A 19,292-nucleotide genomic window follows, 5' to 3' on the forward strand; every position below is an offset into this window, starting at 1 on the left:
ATTTTATTCATAGTTTTATAAAAAAATCAAACAAACACATAATTAAAAACTTGTAAAATCTAACATTTATGGCAAAAGTTTTATTTAAACAGTGGGGTCCGTTTGCAGTTTTGATGATAATTGCAATTTTGGCTCTTTTTATTCCCTTACTTCCAAACTTTGATGAGGGAAAGTATAATGCGGCGGATGTTGCATTTATATTAGTAGCGGCGGCACTGGTGTTTTTGATGACGCCGGGGTTGGCATTCTTCTATGGTGGAATGGTTGATCGCAAAAACGTGCTGTCTACCATGATCAAAAGTGTTGTTGCGGCTGGCGTTGTTACTGTGCTATGGGTTGTAGTCGGTTTCAGTCTTGCATTTGGGGAGTCGAACGGCGGTTTGATTGGAAGCCCGTCCACTTACCTTTTCTTCCAAGGTGTTAATTCGGGACCTGCCTGGGGTACAATACCGCTTTCACTATTTGCCGTGTTCCAGTTAATGTTTGCGATTATTACGCCAGGCTTGGTTGTAGGTGCCGTAGCTGAGAGAATCCGTTTTACATCCTACATTCTTTTTATTGTCTTGTTTGCGCTGCTAGTGTATTCGCCACTGGCACACTGGACCTGGCACTCAGAAGGTTTGCTTTTCAAAATGGGCGTGCTGGATTTTGCCGGAGGTACCGTAGTGCATATTTCTGCAGGTATGGCTGCTTTGGCTGGTGCACTGGTTCTGAAGCGTAGAAAGTCGCACATCGAACACAGAGAGGTTCCGCCTGCTAATATTCCTTATGTACTGATCGGAACAGGCTTGCTTTGGTTTGGCTGGTTCGGGTTCAATGCAGGATCTGCTTTAGGAGCCAACGTTTTAGCGGTGTCAGCTTTTCTTACTACCAATATTGCTGCTGGTGCTGCTGGTCTGTCGTGGATGTTCTTCGATGTTGCCAGAGGCAAGAAGCCATCTGTTCTTGGTTTTTGTATAGGAGCTGTGGTTGGTCTTGTAGCCATTACGCCTGGTGCCGGTTTTGTAAGTATTCCGTCGAGCATATTCATTGGGGCCATTGCTGCGGTAATCTCTAATCTGGTGGTTTCATGGAAACAGAAAACCAGTTTGGACGACACGCTTGATGTGTTCCCTTGTCATGGCGTGGGCGGCATCGTCGGTATGTTGCTTACTGGTGTGTTTGCAACGAAAACAGTAAATCCGGCTGGTGTGGACGGTTTACTTTACGGCAATCCAGAGTTCTTCGTTACGCAGCTTAAAGGCATGCTGATTAGTGTTGTATTTAGTTTCGTAATGTCCTTCATCGTTTTCAAAGTAATCAATCTTGTACAGCCTATCCGTGTATCTGAAGAAGAGGAGATGGAAGGACTTGACGCTTCGCAGCACAATGAAAAGTACGTTCAGGGAACACTTATCGTCGCTGGCCGTGAAGTAGAAAATACATTTTAATCTAAACTATCAATCTCAACCACAAACCTAAATTTATGAAACTAAAATTTGCATTAACCGCTGCATTGTTGTCTTCTGTTTCCTTTGTTTTTGCGCAAGAAGAAGCTGAGTCCCCTCTGGAGATCTCAGGTTCAGTCGACGCTTACTACAAGTATGATTTCGCAAACCGACCAAACATTGCGACTTACTTTGCTAACGAGCATAATTCTATTTCAATAGGTATGATCGATCTGGCGTTGAAGAAGACCACCGGTAAGGCTTCATTCGTCGGGGAACTGTCCTTTGGACCACGCGGGCAGTTCCAATCGATCCCCAACTCAGATGGAAGTTATGATGAGACCGGACCGAACAGTTTTCACATACAAAACCTTTATGTGAGTTATGCATTCACTGATAAGTTTTCAATGACCGCAGGGTATATGGGGACATTTATTGGTTATGAAGTAATTTCGCCGGCTGCTAATTTTAACTATTCTACGTCCTATCTATTCGGGAGCGGCCCTTTTCAAAACGCGGGTATAAAAGGTACCTATGCGTTTTCAGACAAAGTTAGTCTGATGGTAGGCTTGTTCAACGACTGGAACGTATATCAGGATTTTAACGGCGTATCTCATATCGGTGCTCAGCTCGCTTTGAGTCCGGTTGAAGGATGGTCGGCCTATCTGAATGTTTTGTCGGGTACCTCTGCAGGTGCGCCAGGTACAGGAACTATTTTTGATCTGACTACCGCGTATCAGATTACTGATAAGTTTAAACTAGGGCTGAATGCGGCTGATTACACAGTTTCTAACGACAACGGCGGTTATACCGGCGCAGCACTATATCCTCAATATGCTTTTACGCCTTCAGTGGCATTGGGACTGAGAGGTGAATATTTTACACTCAAAGATGCTGTGGATGGCACAGACGGTTCTACCAGTGACGCATCGGTAACTTCGATTACACTTTCAGGAAATATCAAGTCCGGAGGCTTGACCTTTATCCCGGAAGTTCGCTTCGATAACGACGAAGACCAAATCTGGGCATTTACCAAGAGCAATGGTGCTTTTACGAAAACTGCGTCTCAGTTTTCATTGGCGGTGGTTTACGCCTTTTAGTCAAACGTTTTGTTTAAATTTAAAGGCTGCCAAACAAGGCAGCCTTTAATATTTTTAGTCTTATGCGATTTTATTTGTGTTATTTTCTGTTCACCTGCAGTGTATATGGTGTTTACGCCCAGCAGCTATTACCCAAAAATGAGTCTGGAAAATATACTTATATGGAGGTCGAGGAGCTGAGTGTGCCCGTACAACAGGCAATCACTAACGCTCAGACTTTTATTGATAGAAATGGCAAACAGCTGAAATCGGACGGGGTGGTAGGAGATACGGTTCTTCTGGCCAACGGTAAAATGGTGTTATACAAAGGTTCATCCGGCATCGGCCGGCCGTCTGCAGAAGTAAGCTATCAGATGAGGCTTGATCTAAGGCCTGGAAAATACAAGATCATCTTAACGGAGTTTGTTGTAAAACCGTACCAGCGCGACCGCTATGGTAATTTTGTTCCGACTACGCTTGCTGTCCCGCTGGAGCGGGAGCCTGATAAGCTAGGTCGCGGCGACTGGCAAAGAAATATGGCTTCCATAATTGTTCAGTCGAAGAAACTCACTACTAGTTTGAAGGCTTCGCTAAAAAGCAATCATAGCAAGGAAACCTCAAAGCCTGCGGCAATCTCCACCAAAAGCTGGTAACGATCTAGTGAACCATTTTGTCTGCACAAGTGGAACTTGCAAAGGCTTCCGGCTTGGCCTTGAAGATGAAGCCCATGCTTAAGATATAGCCCATCGCCTCATTTAGCGCTTTGTTTGATTTGAACATCGGGTTTGTATTGATGTCGGCATGAACCTCTAGATGTACATCATATAAATCGAGCAGGTCGCAGATGGAATAGGCTGTTTCTATTGATTTCTGTACCTCTACAAGCATTCGCTCCTTTATGGTCATTTTTGTGCTTGTTTTTTCCTGGTGGATGTACATGAAGCCGCCGTGGTGCTCCCTGAGCAACACAATTACCGTGGCAAAGTCTGTTGTGGGTCCCTTTACCTGCGAGTCTGTTCCTATACAAACTTTAAGTCTGTGGCCTTTTCCTGTCTCGCGAACAATTGCATTTTCGATTTCTTGAACGATCGGCGAATGCACCACGTCGCCGCTAAATTTTTTCCAGGTCATATACTTGTAGTCAGTTAAGTAAAGTGTTCCGTTTCAGGTAATTAAATATAACGCTTTGTTGTTAAGCATAGCTATTGCTCCGTTGTTTATTTTTTAACAATTGTTTATTTGTCAACATGTTACGGGTTTTTTGGCTATGTTTGCCGGCGTTATTATGTTACAAGTAAATCTGGAGGAAGTGCTAGGTCGTCTGCAAATCGCTGCGCTGAACGAAATGCAGGAAAAGGCGATTGAAGTGGTGTCGAAAGGCGGGGATGTTGTGTTGCTTGCGCCTACAGGCTCTGGAAAAACCCTGGCTTTTCTGCTTCCGGTACTGATGGGGCTTGATGCAAATGCAAAGGGCGTGCAATGTCTTATCGTTTCTCCTTCAAGGGAGCTGTCGTTGCAGATAGATCAAGTGTGGCGGCAGATGGGTACGGGCTATAAAATAGTCAGCTGTTATGGAGGCCATGATTTCAAGACAGAAAGAAACGCTCTATTTCAGGCTCCGGCAGTGCTCATTGGTACGCCAGGCCGTCTGGCACACCACCTGGAATTGCAAACCTTTGATGAGTCACACATCAGGATGCTTGTGCTTGATGAGTTTGATAAATCGCTCGAGCTGGGCTTTCAAGACGATATGGCATATATTATCGGTATGTTGAAATCACTCCGCCAGCGCATATTGACATCTGCCACTGCCATGGAGGTACTCCCTTCATTTACCGGTATTCGAACCCCGCTAACTATCGATTTCTTGAAGGACGCATCGAGTACACCTCATTTCGCTTTTTATGAATTACGTTCTTCTTTGACCGGTAAAGCGGAAACCTTGCTCAAGCTTCTCTGCAAAGTCGGTAGTGAGCGTTCGCTTGTATTTTGCAATCAACGGGAAACCACTGAGCAACTGAGTTTGGTACTAGACAGCCACCGGGTTGTTCACGATATCTATCATGGCGGTATGGATCAGGACGACCGTGAGCGGGCTTTGATGAAATTCAGAAACGGGAGTGTAACGGTGCTTCTAACTACCGACCTTGCTGCAAGAGGATTGGACATCGCTGAGGTGCACAACATTATTCACTATCAGATGCCCACTACCAGGGAAGCTTTTGTGCATCGCAACGGACGAACTGCGCGGATGAATGCGGCGGGCAGTGTGTTTCTTCTTCTTGCTGATGGTGAGTCCATTTCGTATGAATTGAGCGCGGAGTTAACGAACGTAACGTTGCCTGATGAATTTTGCCTGCCCGCGGAGCCTATGTGGAAGACACTGTACTTTTCGGCTGGCAAGAAAGACAAGATAAATAAGATCGACATTGCAGGGCTTCTCCTAAAAAAGGGCGGTTTAAAAAAAGAAGACCTTGGCCTTATCGTGGTAAAAGAACATCAAGCCTTTGCTGCAGTTAAGGGAACCTGCGCTGAAGGATTATTAAAATCGCTCGCAGGTCAGCGAATAAAGAACAAAAAGATAAAAATAGCGTTAGCTTTGTAACATGAGTAATAATGATATTATGAAAAAGCTGCGCGTAGCGCTTGAGTTGACAAACGATGATATCATTAAGATTATGTCGTTGGTTAATTTTAAAATTACCCGGAGCGAGCTGGGAGATATCTTCCGGAGAGACGATCATCCTAATTTTAAAAAATGCGGCGACCAGATCCTGCGTAATTTTCTGAATGGACTTGTGATATATAAACGTGGACCCAGGGAAAAGCCAGCGTCAGAAAATGCTGTCTAGTTGCCTGCTAACAAAACTGATCTTTCTTGGCGACGAGACGTATTTGTCAAATAAATTTTGCTAAAACGGTTTAAATTATTTTATTTGAAAAGGAAAGTGTACTTCACAACCAACCAAACGCAAACTAAATGAACATAAAACCATCGGAATTGCCTTTTATCGGAGTAGATATAGGTGGTTCTCATATTACTGCTGCGCATATCGATCCTAAATCTTATGAAGTAATTGATCACACGCTGAAACGAGAACGTGTAGCTTCTATGGGCAGCGCCGAAGTGATTTTGAAGTCGTGGGTCAGCGCTCTTTCGTCACTTATTCCAGATTCAGCTCAGGGAGATATTCAGGTCGGCATTGCCATGCCGGGTCCTTTCGACTATGAACAGGGTGTGTCCCTGATGCAAAACCAGCAAAAATATGATGCTCTTTACGGTCTTAATGTAAGGAATTTACTTGCTGACAGGCTCGGGATACCGGGAGAGCATATCGTTTTTATAAATGATGCTGAGGCTTTTTTGCGCGGTGAACTTGCCTCTGGTGCGGCAGCTGACTTTGAACGCGCTATCGGCATAACACTGGGCACAGGGCTTGGCTCCACCAGCAATTGCAGCGGAAAGGTTCAGGATATGAACCTTGCATTTATGCCGTTTCATGACAGCATAGCTGAAGAATACATTTCTACACGTTGGTTTCTGAAGCGTTATAAGGAACATACAGGTAAAGATGCCAGAAATGTGGAAGAGGTACTTTGTGATGCAGACGAGGCGGTCAGATCGTTGCTGTTTGATGAGTTTACTACAAATCTGGCTGCATTTCTAGACGCATTCATTGCACAGGAAAATCCGCAGGTGCTTGTGATCGGCGGAAATATCGCGAGGTGCTGGGACCACTTCATAGATCAGCTTAAGGATAAGGTGACAAATAAAGATGTGGTTATCCGCCAAAGTAAAATGTGGGAGGATGCCGCCCTGGTTGGCGCGGCTTGTAGCTGGGCATAATATGAAAAGAGTATTTGCGCTGTTTGCTTTTACATTTGCAGTCCTCCAGCTTTCGGCCGCTACTGTCGATACGGTAGTCACACGAAGTGTGTCTATGAAAAAAGATATTAAGGCCGTTGTCATAAAGCCCGATTCTTACGGCTCGGGGAAGTCGTATCCAACAGTTTATCTCTTACACGGTGCAGGTGATAAATTCTCTGGTTGGGTGAATAAGGTTCCGCGAATAAAGAAGTATGCGGATGATTTTGATCTGATCATCGTTTGCCCCGATGGCAATGTTACCAGCTGGTATTTTGATAGTCCGGTTGACCCCACGTGGAAATATGAGACTTACGTTTCGACAGAGCTGGTTAACTGGATAGACAACAAATACAACACCATTAAAAATCGGAGCGGCAGGGCGATCACTGGTTTAAGTATGGGCGGACACGGTGCGCTTTATTTGTCAATAAGGCATCAGGATGTGTTTGGCGCCGCCGGTAGCATGAGTGGTGGCGTAGATATCCGGCCGTTTCCGATGAACTGGGACATTGCAAAACGACTTGGGCCTAAAAGTCAGTATCCTCAGCGTTGGGAGGAGAACACAGTGGTGAACTTGCTCCATCTGCTGGAACCTAACAAACTATCGTTGATCATTGACTGCGGCCGCGACGACTTTTTTTATGAGGTCAACATACAATTGCACGAGCGATTGGCCTACCTCAACATACCTCACGATTTTACCATACGCCCCGGTGCACATAACTGGGAGTACTGGACAAATGCGGTAGGATACCAACTGATGTATTTCAATAATTTTTTCGGCAGAAAGTAGACGCTCAGGCGTGGCCGATCACCAGTTCGTCGTGCATTAAAATGCATTCTTTTATGGCGTCTAGCAATGGGAGATCTATCCGGCAATCCAGGCTCTGCCGGCAATAATTATCATCTTCATGATCAATTTCAATCGTGGCCATACGCTCGTGGTGGTCGTTATAGATCTGAAATTTTTCCTCACTTAACGCTCGTATGTTGAAGATGTGTCCGTAGCCGGATGAATCCGCCACCTGTATTTTGAACTGTTCCATAGTTTTAGGGTTGATTATTTTTTAACAATCTGTATTTCAGAATGTTCTTGCTATTTTCAGTTTTTTATGACAACATATTTTTTCCTATATTAGGCCAAACTAAAATGTCATAACGATGAAAAAAACCATTGTATTATCCTTTATTGCGGCCTTTTTTACGCTGAGCGTGTCGGCTCAACAGGACAAGAGTAAAAGGCCAAGTCCCCCTGCTGTCGCAAAAGAAACCACAGCTTCAGGTCTTACAATTATGATTGATTACAGTCAGCCTTCCCTGAAAGGACGTGCTATTGGTACAGAGCTTGCGCCCTACGGCAAAGTATGGCGGGCCGGTGCAAACGAGGCGACGATTTTTGAGATCAGCAAAAACGCGAAGGTGGAAGGAAAAGCACTTCCGGCCGGCAAGTACGCACTGCATGCAATTCCGGGAGAAAAGGAATGGGTATTTATATTTAACAAGAAATGGCAAAAGCCAGGTACAGAGTATAACGAGGCAGAGAATGCCCTTCAGGTAAGCGTGAGACCTGAAAAATCTTCTGCGGCTACCGAGAAGATGACATTTACTATAAGCAAAGCGGGAAAAGTTACGTTGCTTTGGGGCAACCTTGCCGTGCCTTTTAACGTAAAGTAATTTAGACAGCATTATTGAGAGGGCGCTGGCAGAAACCGGCGCCTTTTCTATTGTGCCAGGTGTATTTAAAATCTTTCTAAATAATTCTTAATTACAGCATAATGACAGTCAAAAGGCATTCCCTTGTTACTTTTGTTACGCTAAAAATAAACAGAGTCTTACATTTTGGAATATTTAAAGATTATTGCTTTTACGCATAAGCAGATTGACCTTAAATCGCTGGGAAAGCTGGTAATATGTGAGCAGACGCTGGATGACCGGTTGCGAAATATTCAATCTGAACTTGCAATTAAAGAGATATTCTATGTAGGTACTTGTAATCGGGTGGAGTTTATTTTTACTTCTTCGGAAGTGATTGATCAGAACTTTATCCGCCGATTTCTAACGGTGCTGGATATGGGCCTGCCTGATGCTTATATGGATCAGTTCGTCAAAAATGTGTCCGTTTACGAGCAGGCGGAAGCCTTTAATCATCTGTTAAGGACTTCCTGCTCCCTGGAAAGTCTTGTGGTGGGTGAAAAAGAGATTTTAGCACAAGTGCGTAAAGCTTATGAGGCATGTCGGGTGGCTGGTTTTACGGGTGATTACATGCGGATGATCATGAATCGCGTGGTTAAAACAGCTAAAGAGGTATACACACATACAAATATTTCTAAAAACCCGGTTTCTATCGTATCTCTGGCCTACCGTAAACTGCGCGATCTGAAGATGTGTTCCAGTGATGTCCGCTTGCTGATCATAGGCGCCGGAGAAACCAATCGTAACCTGGCGCAATATCTTAAAAAGCATAAGTATACCAATTTTGCCATATTCAACAGGAGTTTGGCCAATGCCGAAGGCCTCGCTAAGGAGTTGAACGGAACAGCTTATCCGCTTACTGCGCTTGAAAGCTATGACAAAGGTTTTGATGTGATCATTACCTGCACGGGTTCAACTGAACCCATTATTACGAGATCGATATACGAGAAATTGCTTAATGGCGAGAGTGGAAAGAAAATCATTGTAGATCTTGCGGTACCAAACGACACGGCTCCGGATGTGGTTGCTGCTTTCCCAATTCATTATATTGAGGTCGAGTCTCTGAAAGAAGTTGCCCGTAAGAACATACAGGAACGCTATGCAGAACTTGTAAACGCAGAGCATATTATTGAAGAGAATATTAAGGATTTTGAACTTGTGCTTCGTCAGCGCAAAATTGAAATTGCGATGAGTGGTGTGCCAAAGAAGATCAAGGAGATCAGGCAAACTGCCATTAACGGTGTCTTTGCCGATGAGATCAACGGATTAGATGAAAACTCCAGACTGATACTAGAGCGTGTGGTCAACTACATGGAGAAAAAGTATATCAGCGTTCCTATGGTTATGGCAAAAGAGATATTGGTTAAGAATAGCTAAATTACACCAAAATTAGCATCCAACGTGAAAACATTAATTATCGGTACGAGAGGTAGCGAACTTGCCCTATGGCAGGCAAACTTCATAAAAGATAAACTGGCGGAGATCGGCGCGCCGGCAGAGATCAAGATCATTAAAACGCAAGGCGATAAGATATTAAATCTCAGGCTCGATAAGCTGGAAGGGAAGGGATTCTTTACTAAGGAACTTGAAGAAGAGCTTCTTGCCGGAACCATAGATCTCGCTGTGCATTCTCATAAGGATTTACCCACAGTGCATCCGGCCGGTCTGATCATTGCTGCTGTTCCGGAGCGTGAAGACCCTGCTGAACTTCTTCTTATTCTTAAGGACTGCGTTGATGTTACACAGAAATTGTCGCTAAAAACAGGGGCTATGGTAGGTACCTCCTCCAACCGCCGCAAAGCGCAGTTACTGGCATTGCGTCCGGATCTGAACATTGAGGACTTAAGAGGCAATGTGCCTACCAGGATCGGAAAGCTTCGCGATGAAGATTACGACGCCATCATGCTTGCCAGAGCTGGTGTAAAGCGTTTAAATATAGATCTGTCGGAATTTCATGTTGAAGTTCTGGATACTGCCGAACTTGTTCCTGCGCCTGCACAAGGTGCATTGGCTATTCAGATCAGGGAAAATGACCATGAGTTGTACAATGTACTGCAGCAGTTGCATCATCAGGAGACTGCCGATGAAATTGGTCTTGAGCGAAAAGTACTTAACTTATTTGAAGGCGGATGCCACATGCCGCTCGGCTGCTTTTGTAAGAGGGAAGCCGGTGAGTATGAGGTATGGGTATCTAAGGCAGAAAGCGCCGAACACTTCCCTGACCGGTTGTTCTTTCGCGTAAATAGCTTGGAAGGACTGGCTGAACGCATATTGTCAAAATATTCAGTTGAACGAAGAAAGCCTTCCAAAGTATTTATTTCCAGAGAAATAGGAGAGAATAATTATTTTAGAAGAGCCGTGGAAAAGCACGGGATCGAAATCGAAGGAAGGTCTTTGATCAGGACCTTTCCAATCGTAAATGTGCTTGATCCTTTTTATCTGAAAAACATTGACTGGATATTCTTTAGCAGTAGAAATGCGGTATCCTATTTCTTTAACTTAAAACCGTTGCTGTCCAAAAAAGTACAGTTTGGTGTGGTCGGCCGGGGTTCGGAGGACGAATTGCGTAGACATGGCCATACCGCCGGTTTTGTGGGGGTTGGGGGCGACATCGATGAGATAGCTCGTGATTTCGCGAAACTGGCCGAAAATAAAACAATCCTGTTTCCACGTGCACAGGATTCCCTGTTAAGTATACAAAGTCAGCTAAAGGCAAATACGAAGGTGGTTGATCTGCCGATATATGAAACGGTCGTAGAAGAAGATATAGACCCGACCTCTGCCGAGGTGCTCATTTTTACCAGTCCGAGTAACGTAGACGCTTATTTCGCGGATAATCTGCTGGACCCGGGACAGAAGGTGATTGCTATCGGTAATTCTACGGGCCGGAAACTGGAAGAAATGGGCGTGCGCTATGTGCTGCCATTCGCTCCCGATGAAATTGGCTTGGCCGAGGCGGTGTTCGGCATTGAAATTTAATAAATCAAGTTATGCAACGTCCGAGAAGATTGAGAAAGAACCCTGTTGTGAGGGAGATGGTTGCGGAAACCAGAGTCTCTAAGGATATGTTTATCTATCCTTACTTTGTAGTTCCGGGTAAAGATGTGGTTAGGGAAATAGGCGCGATGCCAGGGGTGAGTCATTTTTCTGAAGACACTTTAATCCGCGATGTAGAAAAAGGCCTGAAACTGGGCATCAATAAAATTATGCTGTTTGGCGTTGGCGATGAAAAAAGTGCCGATGCACACTCGGCTTATCACGACGACTCGCTGGTGCCTTCTGCAGTCAGAGCACTGAAAACTCAATTTGGGGAAGACTTGTATGTGGTGACCGACGTATGTGTTTGCTCGTATACCACACATGGCCATTGCGGTATTCTGGAAAATGACTACGTACAGAATGACGCGACGGTAGAAGTTATCGCAAAGATGGCTTTAACCCATGCTCAGGCAGGGGCAGATATGCTGGCGCCGTCAGACATGATGGATGGCAGGGTCGCTGCCATGAGAAGTGTGCTGGATGGCGAAGGCTACGTAAACACCGCAATTATGTCTCATGCAACTAAGTTTGCTTCCGCATATTACGGCCCGTTCCGGGAGGCGGCCGATTGTGCACCTGGAAAGGGTGATCGCAAGGCTTATCAGATGGACTTCAGAAATGGTCAGGAGGCGGTTAGAGAGGCCATGCTGGATGAGAGCGAGGGTGCAGATGTACTTATGGTGAAACCTGCACTGGCATATCTTGATGTAATCCATAATCTTAAACAGCACACCGATCTGCCTATTGCATGTTATAATGTGTCGGGCGAATATGCAATGGTTAAAGCAGCTGCCGAGAAGGGCTGGATAGATGAGCAAAAGGTAGTAATGGAGACAATGCACGCCTTTGCGAGAGCTGGGGCAAGTATAATTACCACCTATCATATAAGGGATATTTTAGAGAAGAACTGGATGTAATATGTTGGAGTCATTAAAAAAAATCTTTTCAGGGAATGAGGGAGACGTACCAGTAAATACTGGATCTAAGCCCGATATCTCACGTGAAAAATCGGCCGAGCTGTACGAGAGAGCAAAAAAATACTTTCCGGGTGGGGTAAATTCTCCTGTAAGAGCCTTTAAATCGGTGTATGGAACACCTTTGTTCATCCAGAAAGGTGACGGTTGTTACGTATGGGATGCCGATGGAAATCAATTCATAGATTTTTGCGGAAGCTGGGGGCCGCTTATCCTTGGACACAACCATTCGAAAGTCCGGGAAAAGGTAACGGAGGTCATGCAGAATGGGATGAGTTTCGGCGCCCCGACGGTACTGGAGAATGAGCTGGCAGAGCTGATCATAAAAAACAACCGCTTCGTCGAAAAGATCCGGTTTACGAGTTCAGGCACTGAGGCAGTAATGTCTGCCATCAGATTGGCCCGCGGCTATACCGGCCGCGACAAGATCATTAAGTTCGAGGGTTGCTATCATGGACACAGCGATTCCCTGCTTGTGAAGGCAGGATCCGGATTGGTGACTTTCGGAGAGACTTCGTCAGCCGGGGTGCCGAGATCATTTGCGGAAGAAACCGTGGTAATTCCCTTAAATGATGTCGCTGCACTGGAGCAGGCGTTCATGCAATTCAAGGATCAGGTGGCAGCGGTAATTATTGAAGGTATTCCGGCCAACAACGGCTTGCTGATGCAAACCGAAGAATATATGAAATCGCTTGAACAAATATGTCGGGATAACCAGGCGTTGCTGATCCTCGACGAGGTGATCACAGGTTTCAGACTGGGGTTTGAAGGCGCTGCCGGTTATTACGGGATAAAACCTGACATTGTTACCTATGGTAAAATAATCGGTGGTGGTCTACCAGTAGGTATGTACGGTGCTTCATCAGAAATTATGAGCCATATATCGCCCGACGGTGGCGTGTATCAGGCAGGCACCTTGTCTGGGAACCCGGTGGCTATGGCAGCGGGAATAGCTCAACTCACCGAACTGCTGCGTTCTGGTTTTTATAAAGAGCTGAATAACAAGGCTGGCGAATTTGCTGCGAGTATCCAGCGGTTTGCAACGGCGCGGAACTATAAATTAAAGGTGTTTAGTGTTGGCTCTATTTTCTGGTTTGCATTTACAGACAAAGACCAGATACGTTGTGCGGAAGATATTGACCCGCAAAGCATGGAAAAATTTAAACACCTGCACCGGGAACTCTTGAATCGCGGTATTTACATCGGACCTTCAGGTTACGAGGTTGGTTTTGTTTCGGCTGCCCATACCAAAATTGAGCTGGAGAAAGCGAAGCGTGCGATTTTTGATAGTCTGGATATCGTGTTTCGAAATAAGTAATTTATTATATATATTTATACGGAAATTACCCTGCTTTGAAGAAATCTATTATCATCTTCTATCTTTTGCTGCTCTATTCCCTTGTACAACTGATTTCCTGGGGTGCGATGGTAGTGCGGCTTGAGCGGTCGAGGATGGCTATGGTGATGGGCGAAGGCTCGGTTTTCCTGTTCCTGCTTTGTGTGGGCGCTTATTTTCTTCATCGTGCCATCAAAAAAGAGGATCGCCTGAGGGAACAGCAGCAGAATTTTCTTTTGTCGGTCACGCATGAGCTTAAATCGCCGCTGGCGGCGATCAAGCTGTCCCTGCAAACAATTATTAAACGCGATTTAGACCGGCCCAGGCAAGTTTCCCTGCTCAATAATTCATTGAAAGATATTGAGCGGTTGGACGACCTTGTTGAAAACATGTTACTAGCCACCAAGATTGAGAACCGATCCTATTCTTTTCCTAAAGAAGAGTTCGATTTTTCGGAATTGGTTACAAAAATCACCGACCGTTTACAGATTCATTCCTGTGGATGCGAGCAGGTTATTAAACAGAAAATAAAACCCGGAGTCAAGTTAGTCGGAGACCAGTTTGCCCTGGCTTCCGTCGTCACTAATCTGGTAGAGAATGCAGTTAAATATTCAGGGCCTTGTGCGGAGGTTGGGGTAGAATTAACAATGAGAGACGGACATCCGTTTATGAGTGTGTCTGACAGGGGGCCGGGCGTACCTGACGCAGAAAAGATGCTGATTTTCGACAAATTTTACCGCGTTGGTGACGAAAATGTCAGAAAATCTAAGGGTACAGGTTTGGGCCTGTTTATTGTTAAAGAAGTTTTACAGAACCACGGTGCCGACATTAGCGTAAAGGACAATACGCCGCAGGGTGCCATTTTTGAAATTATATTTAATTGATATGTCACAGAAATTAAGAATACTGCTGGTCGAGGATGAAGACCACTTACTGGATGCCATAAAGCTCAATCTCGAACTGGAGGGGTACAAGGTCCATGCTGTAAAAGATGGTAAAACTGCTTTAAAAGTTTTCAAAGAGGAGCGGTTCAATCTGATCGTTCTGGACGTCATGCTTCCGGAAATGGATGGTTTTCAGGTCTGCGAAACGATCCGCCTGGAGAATACAGAGGTTCCAATCCTGTTTCTTACCGCTAAAAATACCAGTGAAGACCGCGTAATGGGTTTGAAAAAGGGTGCGGACGACTATCTTGTTAAGCCGTTTAACCTGGAGGAGCTGATCTTGCGGGTAGGTATTCTGGTGAAACGCAGTATGAAAGCAGACGACCTGAAAGAGCTGAATTCTTATAAAATAGGTGATAAGACCATATATTTTAATTCTTTTGAGCTTAAACATGATGACGGTACCATCGTTCCCCTTACCAAGAAGGAAACCATGCTGCTGAAACTGCTCATCGAGCGCAAAAACGAGGCTGTTTCCCGCGAACAGATCTTGGAAACGGTCTGGAATTATGATGTTTACCCATCAACGCGCACTATCGACAACTTCATTCTTACCTTCAGAAAGTACTTCGAGCCGGATCAAAAAAATCCGGTATACTTCCATTCGATCAGGGGTGTAGGTTATAAATTTACCGATACGCATTAATGTACAATAATACAGGCAGGTATGCCATAATGGCACTTCTGATCAGTGTCGCTGTGGTATGTTTTTTTATGGAGCAGATGCAGCTTGCCGCGCTGGCCGGACTGTTCTTGTGTTATGTGATCTGGAGTCACTTCAAACACAGTTCCGTAGTAATGGCTGCACGATTTTATCAGAATGGTGACTATGAGCGTGCTGCCAGGTTGCTGGATGAAGTACCTAATCCTGACCGTTTGGCCAAAAGCAGGAGGGGATATTACGAATTTATGCGTGGTAATATTGCCTTAAAGAAAGAACTTTACGACGACGCGGAGTATCATTTCCAGGTAGCCAGCCGTTTTCCCATGGGGGGAAGAAATGATAAAGCCTTCGTCCTGATCCATCTGGCCAACCTTTCCCTGCGCAAGCTAGACAGAGATAAAACCAGAGCATATCTGGCCAAGGCCAGGGAGATGGTGAGTACACCTAAGGCAAAAGAACTAATAGATAAATTGGAACGAGAATTAAATCGCTTATAATAACAACACAGATGAATACCTTATTTTTAGATGCAGCATTTTCAAAGCAAACAGAACGTCCACCGGTATGGATGATGCGCCAGGCTGGCCGTTTCATGCCTGAATATTGGGAGATCAAAAACAAGTATTCCTTCCTGGAAATGTGTAAGACACCTGAAATTGCTGCCGATGTAACGATGTTACCGGTAGACTTGTTGGGTATCGATGCAGCGATTCTATTTTCGGATATCCTGGTCACCGGAGAAGCAATGGGTGGCGATTTGAGTTTCACCCAGGGCATCGGTCCTAAATTCGCAAATCCGGTTCGCACTGCAGCAGATGTGGACGCACTCGAAGTTGACGTGCTCGACCGCTTACAATACGTTGCCGACGCCATTAAAGTTATTCAACAACGCCTGAACGGCAGCATTCCTTTGATCGGCTTTGCGGGTGCGCCATTCACCGTAATGAGTTATCTGGTAGAAGGAGGTTCGTCAAAGGACTTCAAAACTACCAAACTGCTTATCCATAATGAACCTGAACTTGCCCATCGATTGCTGGCAAAAATTGCGCGTGTGACAGCAGACTACCTGAATCTGCAGATTGAAGCCGGTGTCAATGCAGTACAAATATTCGATAGCTGGGCGCTGGCATTGTCCTGGAATGACTACCAAGAATTTTCCCATCGGTATATCAAAGAGATCATAGCCAATTTAAACCGTAAGGATATTCCTGTCATCTCATTCTGTAAAGGCAGCTCCGTCTTTGCTCCGATTATGGCAGAGGCCAATCCAGATGTGGTGTCGGTCGACTGGAACGCAGATTTGCTGAACATAAAAAACAGCCTTCCAAACGGTATTGCCGTGCAGGGCAACCTCGACCCGCACATTCTATATGCCGATAAGCCGGTTATTAAAAAACATATCCTGCAACTGTTTGAACGCATGCGCGGGCAAAACGGATTCATCTTCAATCTGGGCCATGGAATCATGCCCGATATTCCGTTTGATCACGTAAAGTACGCTATCGAAGTCGTAAAAGAATTCAGATACTAATTCCCATTATGCAGGCCTATTACTACATACTAGCCGTCCATATCACTTTCGTGGTAAGCTGGATGGCTGGCTTGTTTTATAGTGTCCGGCTTTTTATCTACCATACCGAGGCAAACGAACTTTCTGATACTGAGCGCAGCATATTACAGCAAGCTTACGGACGTATGGAACATAAACTGTGGTATATCATCACCGTACCAGCCATGGTGCTTACTTTGCTGGCAGGCATCGGCATGTTAGTCGTGAACCCGGCACTTTTGCAAATGCCCTGGCTTCATGTAAAGCTCGGTTTTGTACTGTTACTCATCTTGTATCATTTCACATGCCAGCGCATCATGAAGCAACTGCAGACTGGTATTTTTAAATACAGCGCATTTCAGCTTCGTATGTGGAATGAGGTAGCTACCATACTGCTCGTGGCCATCGTCTTCACCGTTGTGTTAAAAAGTGCGGTCAACTGGATATACGGACTTATTGGGCTATTACTGTTTGCCATCATCATTATGGCCGCAGTAAAGTGGTACAAACACTATCGGAACAAACACGGAAATTAATTTTCGAATAGCGTGCAACGTTTCTGCGAGCGCGTGCGTCTTACCACCATATAACATGAAATTGACGCAATATACCACAGAGGAACTTCTTAACGGCTGCAGGGCGGGTAACCGCAGGGTGCAGGAGGCCTTATACAGGCAGATGTCGGCCAAGATGCTTGCTGTATGTATGCGCTATGCCAGGGACGCGATGGAGGCCGAAGATATTCTTCAGAACGGTTTTATAAAGATATTTCAAAAGATCGGCGAATACAGGTCGGACGGTGCTTTCGAGGGCTGGATACGCCGCATAATGGTGAACACTGCGATTGAGCACTACAGGAAGAACAAACGCTCCATGCACATCGTGTCTATCGAAGAGACAACTGAACAGCCGTCAGGAAATATTAACCTTAACAACCTCGGGATGCAGGACCTGATGAAAGTGATCCAGAAGCTGGCCGACGGCTACAGGATGGTATTCAACATGTATGCTATTGAAGGATACTCTCATAAAGAGATCTCCGAGTCGCTGGGAATATCAGAAGGGGCAAGCAAATCACAGCTTTCCAGGGCAAGGTCTATTCTGAAACAGGAAATTATCAAATTGGAGGGTATTAATTATGCAACATATGCAGGATAAAGAGTTCGATGAGCTATTCAAAATTAAGCTCGATCAGGCAGAAATAAAGCCGCCGGTTCAGCTTTGGGATAAAATACAGGAGAATTTGGACGGACCGAAAAAGAGAAATGCCCCGGTGGCATACTGGGTAGCAGCCGCCGTAGTCACTATTATAGGTGCCGTAGCATTATTGTCGCCCAATACCGAGAAGCTACAGTTGCAAAGACCACTTGCTGTCGAAACCCCGGTTGAGGTTTTGAAGGAAGAGCCAACAGCTCCAGCTATGCCCGTTAAAACGGCGAGCGAGAGAAAACCTGCTTATCAAAGCACACCGCTGGTTATTGCACCCAGAGTATCTGAGGATGAATTGCGGGAAAGTTTTGTAGCCATGCAACCTGATCCGGTAACTGAGCGTCATGATGTTAAGAAAGATAAAATAATTGAGATAAAGCCGACAGAACCTGCGGTTGCCACGCCAGATGAAGTTATGATGGCTGATGCCGGAATCTCGCCGGAAGCCCTGGCTCAGGCTACGACAGCTGAATCGGACGGGGAGAGGAAAGGCATACGCAACGCAGGAGATGTGATCAACTATGTGGTTGGCAAGGTTGACAAGCGGGAAAGAAAGATCATTGAGTTTCGAACAGATGAAGATGACAACTCCTCATTGGTTTCTTTGAACATCGGTATCATAAAATTCAACAGAAGATCTGACAGATAAGACATTATAAACACACACAAAAATGAAAAACCTGATATTGACAGCACTCATGGTAAGCGGGCTTACCGGTGCCATTGCATCAACCGCTGCCGGACAGCAAGATTCCACCGCCAAGGAAAAGTCCAAGTGGCGCGACCGTAAGGAATACAGCGTAACACTCGGAATTCGTGATACCGAGAGCAGCGATAGCACAAGACGGACCAAAGCCAGCAAGGGCAGATTCGTAGGCGGGCTTACCTTCACCCGGATCGATCTCGGATACAGCCGGTTGATCGACAACGGTAGCTTTACACTTTCTCCCGAAAACGAGTTCCTGGATTACCGCGGTGGAAAAACCAGTACCTTCTCTTTCGACGTTGTACAAATGGGCTACCGGTTTAACCAGAACTTTAAGATCTACGTTGCCGGAGGTTTCGATTGGACGCATATACGGTTGAACAAAGACATTACCATACAGCCAGATCAGGGGGAATTAACCTACGTAGAGGAAGATATCCAATTCTCCAAGAACCGTTTTTCCAGCAGCTATGTACACATTCCGCTCAACTTCGAGCTAAGAACATCTGAAAACAGCAAAGGTAATCGCTTCTACTTCATTGCAGGCCCCGAGGTCAGCTTCCTGCTCAACGGTAAGGTTAAACAAAAGAGCGACGAGCGCGGTAAGCAGAAGTTCAAAGACGACTATAATTTTCAGGCACTACGATACGGAGCTACCGCCAGGTTCGGTTATGCAGGTATAGGTTTCTTCACCAAGTTCTATTTCAACGATATGTTTGCCACCGATGCGCAGAAAGGGCTGAAAAACATGTCTTTCGGTATCACGCTCGGACTGAACTAGAAAGCCGCAATTTCTTTTATCTTT

Annotated in this window: 22 protein-coding genes; 20 read left to right on the forward strand and 2 right to left on the reverse strand. The window is 45.3% G+C overall.

The window, feature by feature from the left end; translation table 11 throughout:
• Positions 1 to 68 precede the first annotated feature (68 nt).
• The 3 genes from J3P40_RS15475 (at position 69) to J3P40_RS15485 (ending at position 3,159) form a co-directional block, all read left to right on the forward strand.
• Positions 69 to 1,430, forward strand: a complete 1,362-nt coding sequence (locus J3P40_RS15475) for an ammonium transporter (RefSeq protein ID WP_256007159.1) — start codon at positions 69 to 71, stop codon at positions 1,428 to 1,430.
• A 35-nt stretch (positions 1,431 to 1,465) separates the two neighbouring features.
• A complete protein-coding gene (locus J3P40_RS15480) occupies positions 1,466 to 2,527 on the forward strand; it encodes a porin (protein WP_256007160.1) in 1,062 nt (353 codons plus the stop codon).
• 161 nt (positions 2,528 to 2,688) lie between these two features.
• Positions 2,689 to 3,159 carry a hypothetical protein gene (locus J3P40_RS15485; protein ID WP_256007161.1) on the forward strand — a complete coding sequence of 157 codons (471 nt, stop codon included), beginning with the start codon at positions 2,689 to 2,691 and terminating at the stop codon, positions 3,157 to 3,159.
• Between the two features lie 4 nt (positions 3,160 to 3,163).
• Here the strand turns inward: J3P40_RS15485 and J3P40_RS15490 are convergent, their stop codons facing one another.
• On the reverse strand, positions 3,164 to 3,637 hold the full coding sequence (locus J3P40_RS15490) for a ribonuclease H-like YkuK family protein (protein WP_256007162.1): 474 nt from the start codon (positions 3,635 to 3,637) through the stop codon (positions 3,164 to 3,166).
• A 154-nt stretch (positions 3,638 to 3,791) separates the two neighbouring features.
• On the opposite strand from J3P40_RS15490, the gene J3P40_RS15495 reads away from it, so the two are divergent.
• From J3P40_RS15495 to J3P40_RS15510, 4 genes are all read left to right on the forward strand, one after another.
• A complete protein-coding gene (locus tag J3P40_RS15495) occupies positions 3,792 to 5,111 on the forward strand; it encodes a DEAD/DEAH box helicase (RefSeq protein WP_256007163.1) in 1,320 nt (439 codons plus the stop codon).
• Position 5,112: 1 nt separating this feature from the next.
• Entirely contained in the window at positions 5,113 to 5,358 is a 246-nt protein-coding gene (locus J3P40_RS15500; protein WP_256007164.1) for a DUF1456 family protein, read from the forward strand.
• Positions 5,359 to 5,486: 128 nt separating this feature from the next.
• A complete protein-coding gene (locus J3P40_RS15505) occupies positions 5,487 to 6,353 on the forward strand; it encodes an ROK family protein (RefSeq protein ID WP_256007165.1) in 867 nt (288 codons plus the stop codon).
• Between the two features lies 1 nt (position 6,354).
• The gene (locus tag J3P40_RS15510) at positions 6,355 to 7,167 is read left to right on the forward strand and encodes an alpha/beta hydrolase (protein WP_256007166.1); all 813 of its coding nucleotides are present in this window, start codon (positions 6,355 to 6,357) and stop codon (positions 7,165 to 7,167) included.
• A gap of 4 nt (positions 7,168 to 7,171) precedes the next feature.
• On the opposite strand, the gene J3P40_RS15515 is transcribed toward J3P40_RS15510, so the two are convergent.
• Positions 7,172 to 7,420: a hypothetical protein gene (locus J3P40_RS15515; RefSeq protein WP_256007167.1), complete on the reverse strand. Its 249-nt coding sequence runs from the start codon at positions 7,418 to 7,420 to the stop codon at positions 7,172 to 7,174.
• Positions 7,421 to 7,535: 115 nt separating this feature from the next.
• Here J3P40_RS15515 and J3P40_RS15520 point away from each other — a divergent pair, with 115 nt between their 5' ends.
• The 13 genes from J3P40_RS15520 to J3P40_RS15580 all read left to right on the forward strand — a co-directional run bounded on the left by J3P40_RS15520 (position 7,536) and on the right by J3P40_RS15580 (position 19,268).
• The gene (locus J3P40_RS15520) at positions 7,536 to 8,048 is read left to right on the forward strand and encodes a DUF2911 domain-containing protein (RefSeq protein ID WP_256007168.1); all 513 of its coding nucleotides are present in this window, start codon (positions 7,536 to 7,538) and stop codon (positions 8,046 to 8,048) included.
• 165 nt (positions 8,049 to 8,213) lie between these two features.
• Complete coding sequence (gene hemA / locus J3P40_RS15525; protein WP_256007169.1) at positions 8,214 to 9,443, forward strand: glutamyl-tRNA reductase; 1,230 nt, start codon at positions 8,214 to 8,216, stop codon at positions 9,441 to 9,443.
• 24 nt (positions 9,444 to 9,467) lie between these two features.
• Positions 9,468 to 11,045: a hydroxymethylbilane synthase gene (hemC, locus tag J3P40_RS15530; RefSeq protein ID WP_256007170.1), complete on the forward strand. Its 1,578-nt coding sequence runs from the start codon at positions 9,468 to 9,470 to the stop codon at positions 11,043 to 11,045.
• Positions 11,046 to 11,056: 11 nt separating this feature from the next.
• Positions 11,057 to 12,022 carry a porphobilinogen synthase gene (gene hemB / locus J3P40_RS15535; protein ID WP_256007171.1) on the forward strand — a complete coding sequence of 322 codons (966 nt, stop codon included), beginning with the start codon at positions 11,057 to 11,059 and terminating at the stop codon, positions 12,020 to 12,022.
• 1 nt (position 12,023) lies between these two features.
• On the forward strand, positions 12,024 to 13,397 hold the full coding sequence (gene hemL / locus J3P40_RS15540; RefSeq protein ID WP_256007172.1) for a glutamate-1-semialdehyde 2,1-aminomutase: 1,374 nt from the start codon (positions 12,024 to 12,026) through the stop codon (positions 13,395 to 13,397).
• A 35-nt stretch (positions 13,398 to 13,432) separates the two neighbouring features.
• Positions 13,433 to 14,299, forward strand: a complete 867-nt coding sequence (locus J3P40_RS15545; RefSeq protein ID WP_256007173.1) for a sensor histidine kinase — start codon at positions 13,433 to 13,435, stop codon at positions 14,297 to 14,299.
• Between the two features lies 1 nt (position 14,300).
• Positions 14,301 to 15,005 (forward strand): response regulator transcription factor, encoded by a 705-nt coding sequence (locus tag J3P40_RS15550; protein WP_256007174.1) that lies wholly within the window; start codon positions 14,301 to 14,303, stop codon positions 15,003 to 15,005.
• Complete coding sequence (locus J3P40_RS15555) at positions 15,005 to 15,520, forward strand: tetratricopeptide repeat protein (protein ID WP_256007175.1); 516 nt, start codon at positions 15,005 to 15,007, stop codon at positions 15,518 to 15,520. Before J3P40_RS15550 ends, J3P40_RS15555 begins: the two co-directional genes overlap by 1 nt.
• Before the next feature lie 11 nt (positions 15,521 to 15,531).
• A complete protein-coding gene (gene hemE / locus J3P40_RS15560; RefSeq protein ID WP_256007176.1) occupies positions 15,532 to 16,554 on the forward strand; it encodes a uroporphyrinogen decarboxylase in 1,023 nt (340 codons plus the stop codon).
• A gap of 8 nt (positions 16,555 to 16,562) precedes the next feature.
• Positions 16,563 to 17,108 carry a CopD family protein gene (locus J3P40_RS15565; RefSeq protein ID WP_256007177.1) on the forward strand — a complete coding sequence of 182 codons (546 nt, stop codon included), beginning with the start codon at positions 16,563 to 16,565 and terminating at the stop codon, positions 17,106 to 17,108.
• A 55-nt stretch (positions 17,109 to 17,163) separates the two neighbouring features.
• Positions 17,164 to 17,730: an RNA polymerase sigma factor gene (locus J3P40_RS15570; protein WP_256007178.1), complete on the forward strand. Its 567-nt coding sequence runs from the start codon at positions 17,164 to 17,166 to the stop codon at positions 17,728 to 17,730.
• Complete coding sequence (locus J3P40_RS15575; protein WP_256007179.1) at positions 17,720 to 18,430, forward strand: hypothetical protein; 711 nt, start codon at positions 17,720 to 17,722, stop codon at positions 18,428 to 18,430. Before J3P40_RS15570 ends, J3P40_RS15575 begins: the two co-directional genes overlap by 11 nt.
• 22 nt (positions 18,431 to 18,452) lie before the next feature.
• On the forward strand, positions 18,453 to 19,268 hold the full coding sequence (locus tag J3P40_RS15580; protein WP_256007180.1) for an outer membrane beta-barrel protein: 816 nt from the start codon (positions 18,453 to 18,455) through the stop codon (positions 19,266 to 19,268).
• Positions 19,269 to 19,292 lie beyond the last annotated feature (24 nt).

It is taken from the genome of Pedobacter deserti (assembly GCF_024436415.1).
GTDB classification, from domain to species: Bacteria; Bacteroidota; Bacteroidia; order Sphingobacteriales; family Sphingobacteriaceae; genus Pedobacter; species Pedobacter faecalis.

Bases quoted from the DNA above. Each gene is read 5' to 3' on its own strand.
- J3P40_RS15550 (WP_256007174.1), top strand. From the start codon at position 14,301: ATGTCACAGAAATTAAGAATACTGCTGGTCGAGGATGAAGACCACTTA.
- J3P40_RS15475 (WP_256007159.1), top strand. From the start codon at position 69: ATGGCAAAAGTTTTATTTAAACAGTGGGGTCCGTTTGCAGTTTTGATG.
- hemB (WP_256007171.1), top strand. From the start codon at position 11,057: ATGCAACGTCCGAGAAGATTGAGAAAGAACCCTGTTGTGAGGGAGATG.
- J3P40_RS15515 (WP_256007167.1), bottom strand. From the start codon at position 7,420: ATGGAACAGTTCAAAATACAGGTGGCGGATTCATCCGGCTACGGACAC.
- J3P40_RS15495 (WP_256007163.1), top strand. From the start codon at position 3,792: ATGTTACAAGTAAATCTGGAGGAAGTGCTAGGTCGTCTGCAAATCGCT.
- J3P40_RS15565 (WP_256007177.1), top strand. From the start codon at position 16,563: ATGCAGGCCTATTACTACATACTAGCCGTCCATATCACTTTCGTGGTA.
- hemL (WP_256007172.1), top strand. From the start codon at position 12,024: ATGTTGGAGTCATTAAAAAAAATCTTTTCAGGGAATGAGGGAGACGTA.
- J3P40_RS15580 (WP_256007180.1), top strand. From the start codon at position 18,453: ATGAAAAACCTGATATTGACAGCACTCATGGTAAGCGGGCTTACCGGT.
- J3P40_RS15555 (WP_256007175.1), top strand. From the start codon at position 15,005: ATGTACAATAATACAGGCAGGTATGCCATAATGGCACTTCTGATCAGT.
- J3P40_RS15490 (WP_256007162.1), bottom strand. From the start codon at position 3,637: ATGACCTGGAAAAAATTTAGCGGCGACGTGGTGCATTCGCCGATCGTT.
- J3P40_RS15480 (WP_256007160.1), top strand. From the start codon at position 1,466: ATGAAACTAAAATTTGCATTAACCGCTGCATTGTTGTCTTCTGTTTCC.
- J3P40_RS15520 (WP_256007168.1), top strand. From the start codon at position 7,536: ATGAAAAAAACCATTGTATTATCCTTTATTGCGGCCTTTTTTACGCTG.
- J3P40_RS15500 (WP_256007164.1), top strand. From the start codon at position 5,113: ATGAGTAATAATGATATTATGAAAAAGCTGCGCGTAGCGCTTGAGTTG.
- J3P40_RS15570 (WP_256007178.1), top strand. From the start codon at position 17,164: ATGAAATTGACGCAATATACCACAGAGGAACTTCTTAACGGCTGCAGG.
- J3P40_RS15510 (WP_256007166.1), top strand. From the start codon at position 6,355: ATGAAAAGAGTATTTGCGCTGTTTGCTTTTACATTTGCAGTCCTCCAG.
- J3P40_RS15575 (WP_256007179.1), top strand. From the start codon at position 17,720: ATGCAGGATAAAGAGTTCGATGAGCTATTCAAAATTAAGCTCGATCAG.
- J3P40_RS15485 (WP_256007161.1), top strand. From the start codon at position 2,689: ATGGAGGTCGAGGAGCTGAGTGTGCCCGTACAACAGGCAATCACTAAC.
- J3P40_RS15505 (WP_256007165.1), top strand. From the start codon at position 5,487: ATGAACATAAAACCATCGGAATTGCCTTTTATCGGAGTAGATATAGGT.
- hemE (WP_256007176.1), top strand. From the start codon at position 15,532: ATGAATACCTTATTTTTAGATGCAGCATTTTCAAAGCAAACAGAACGT.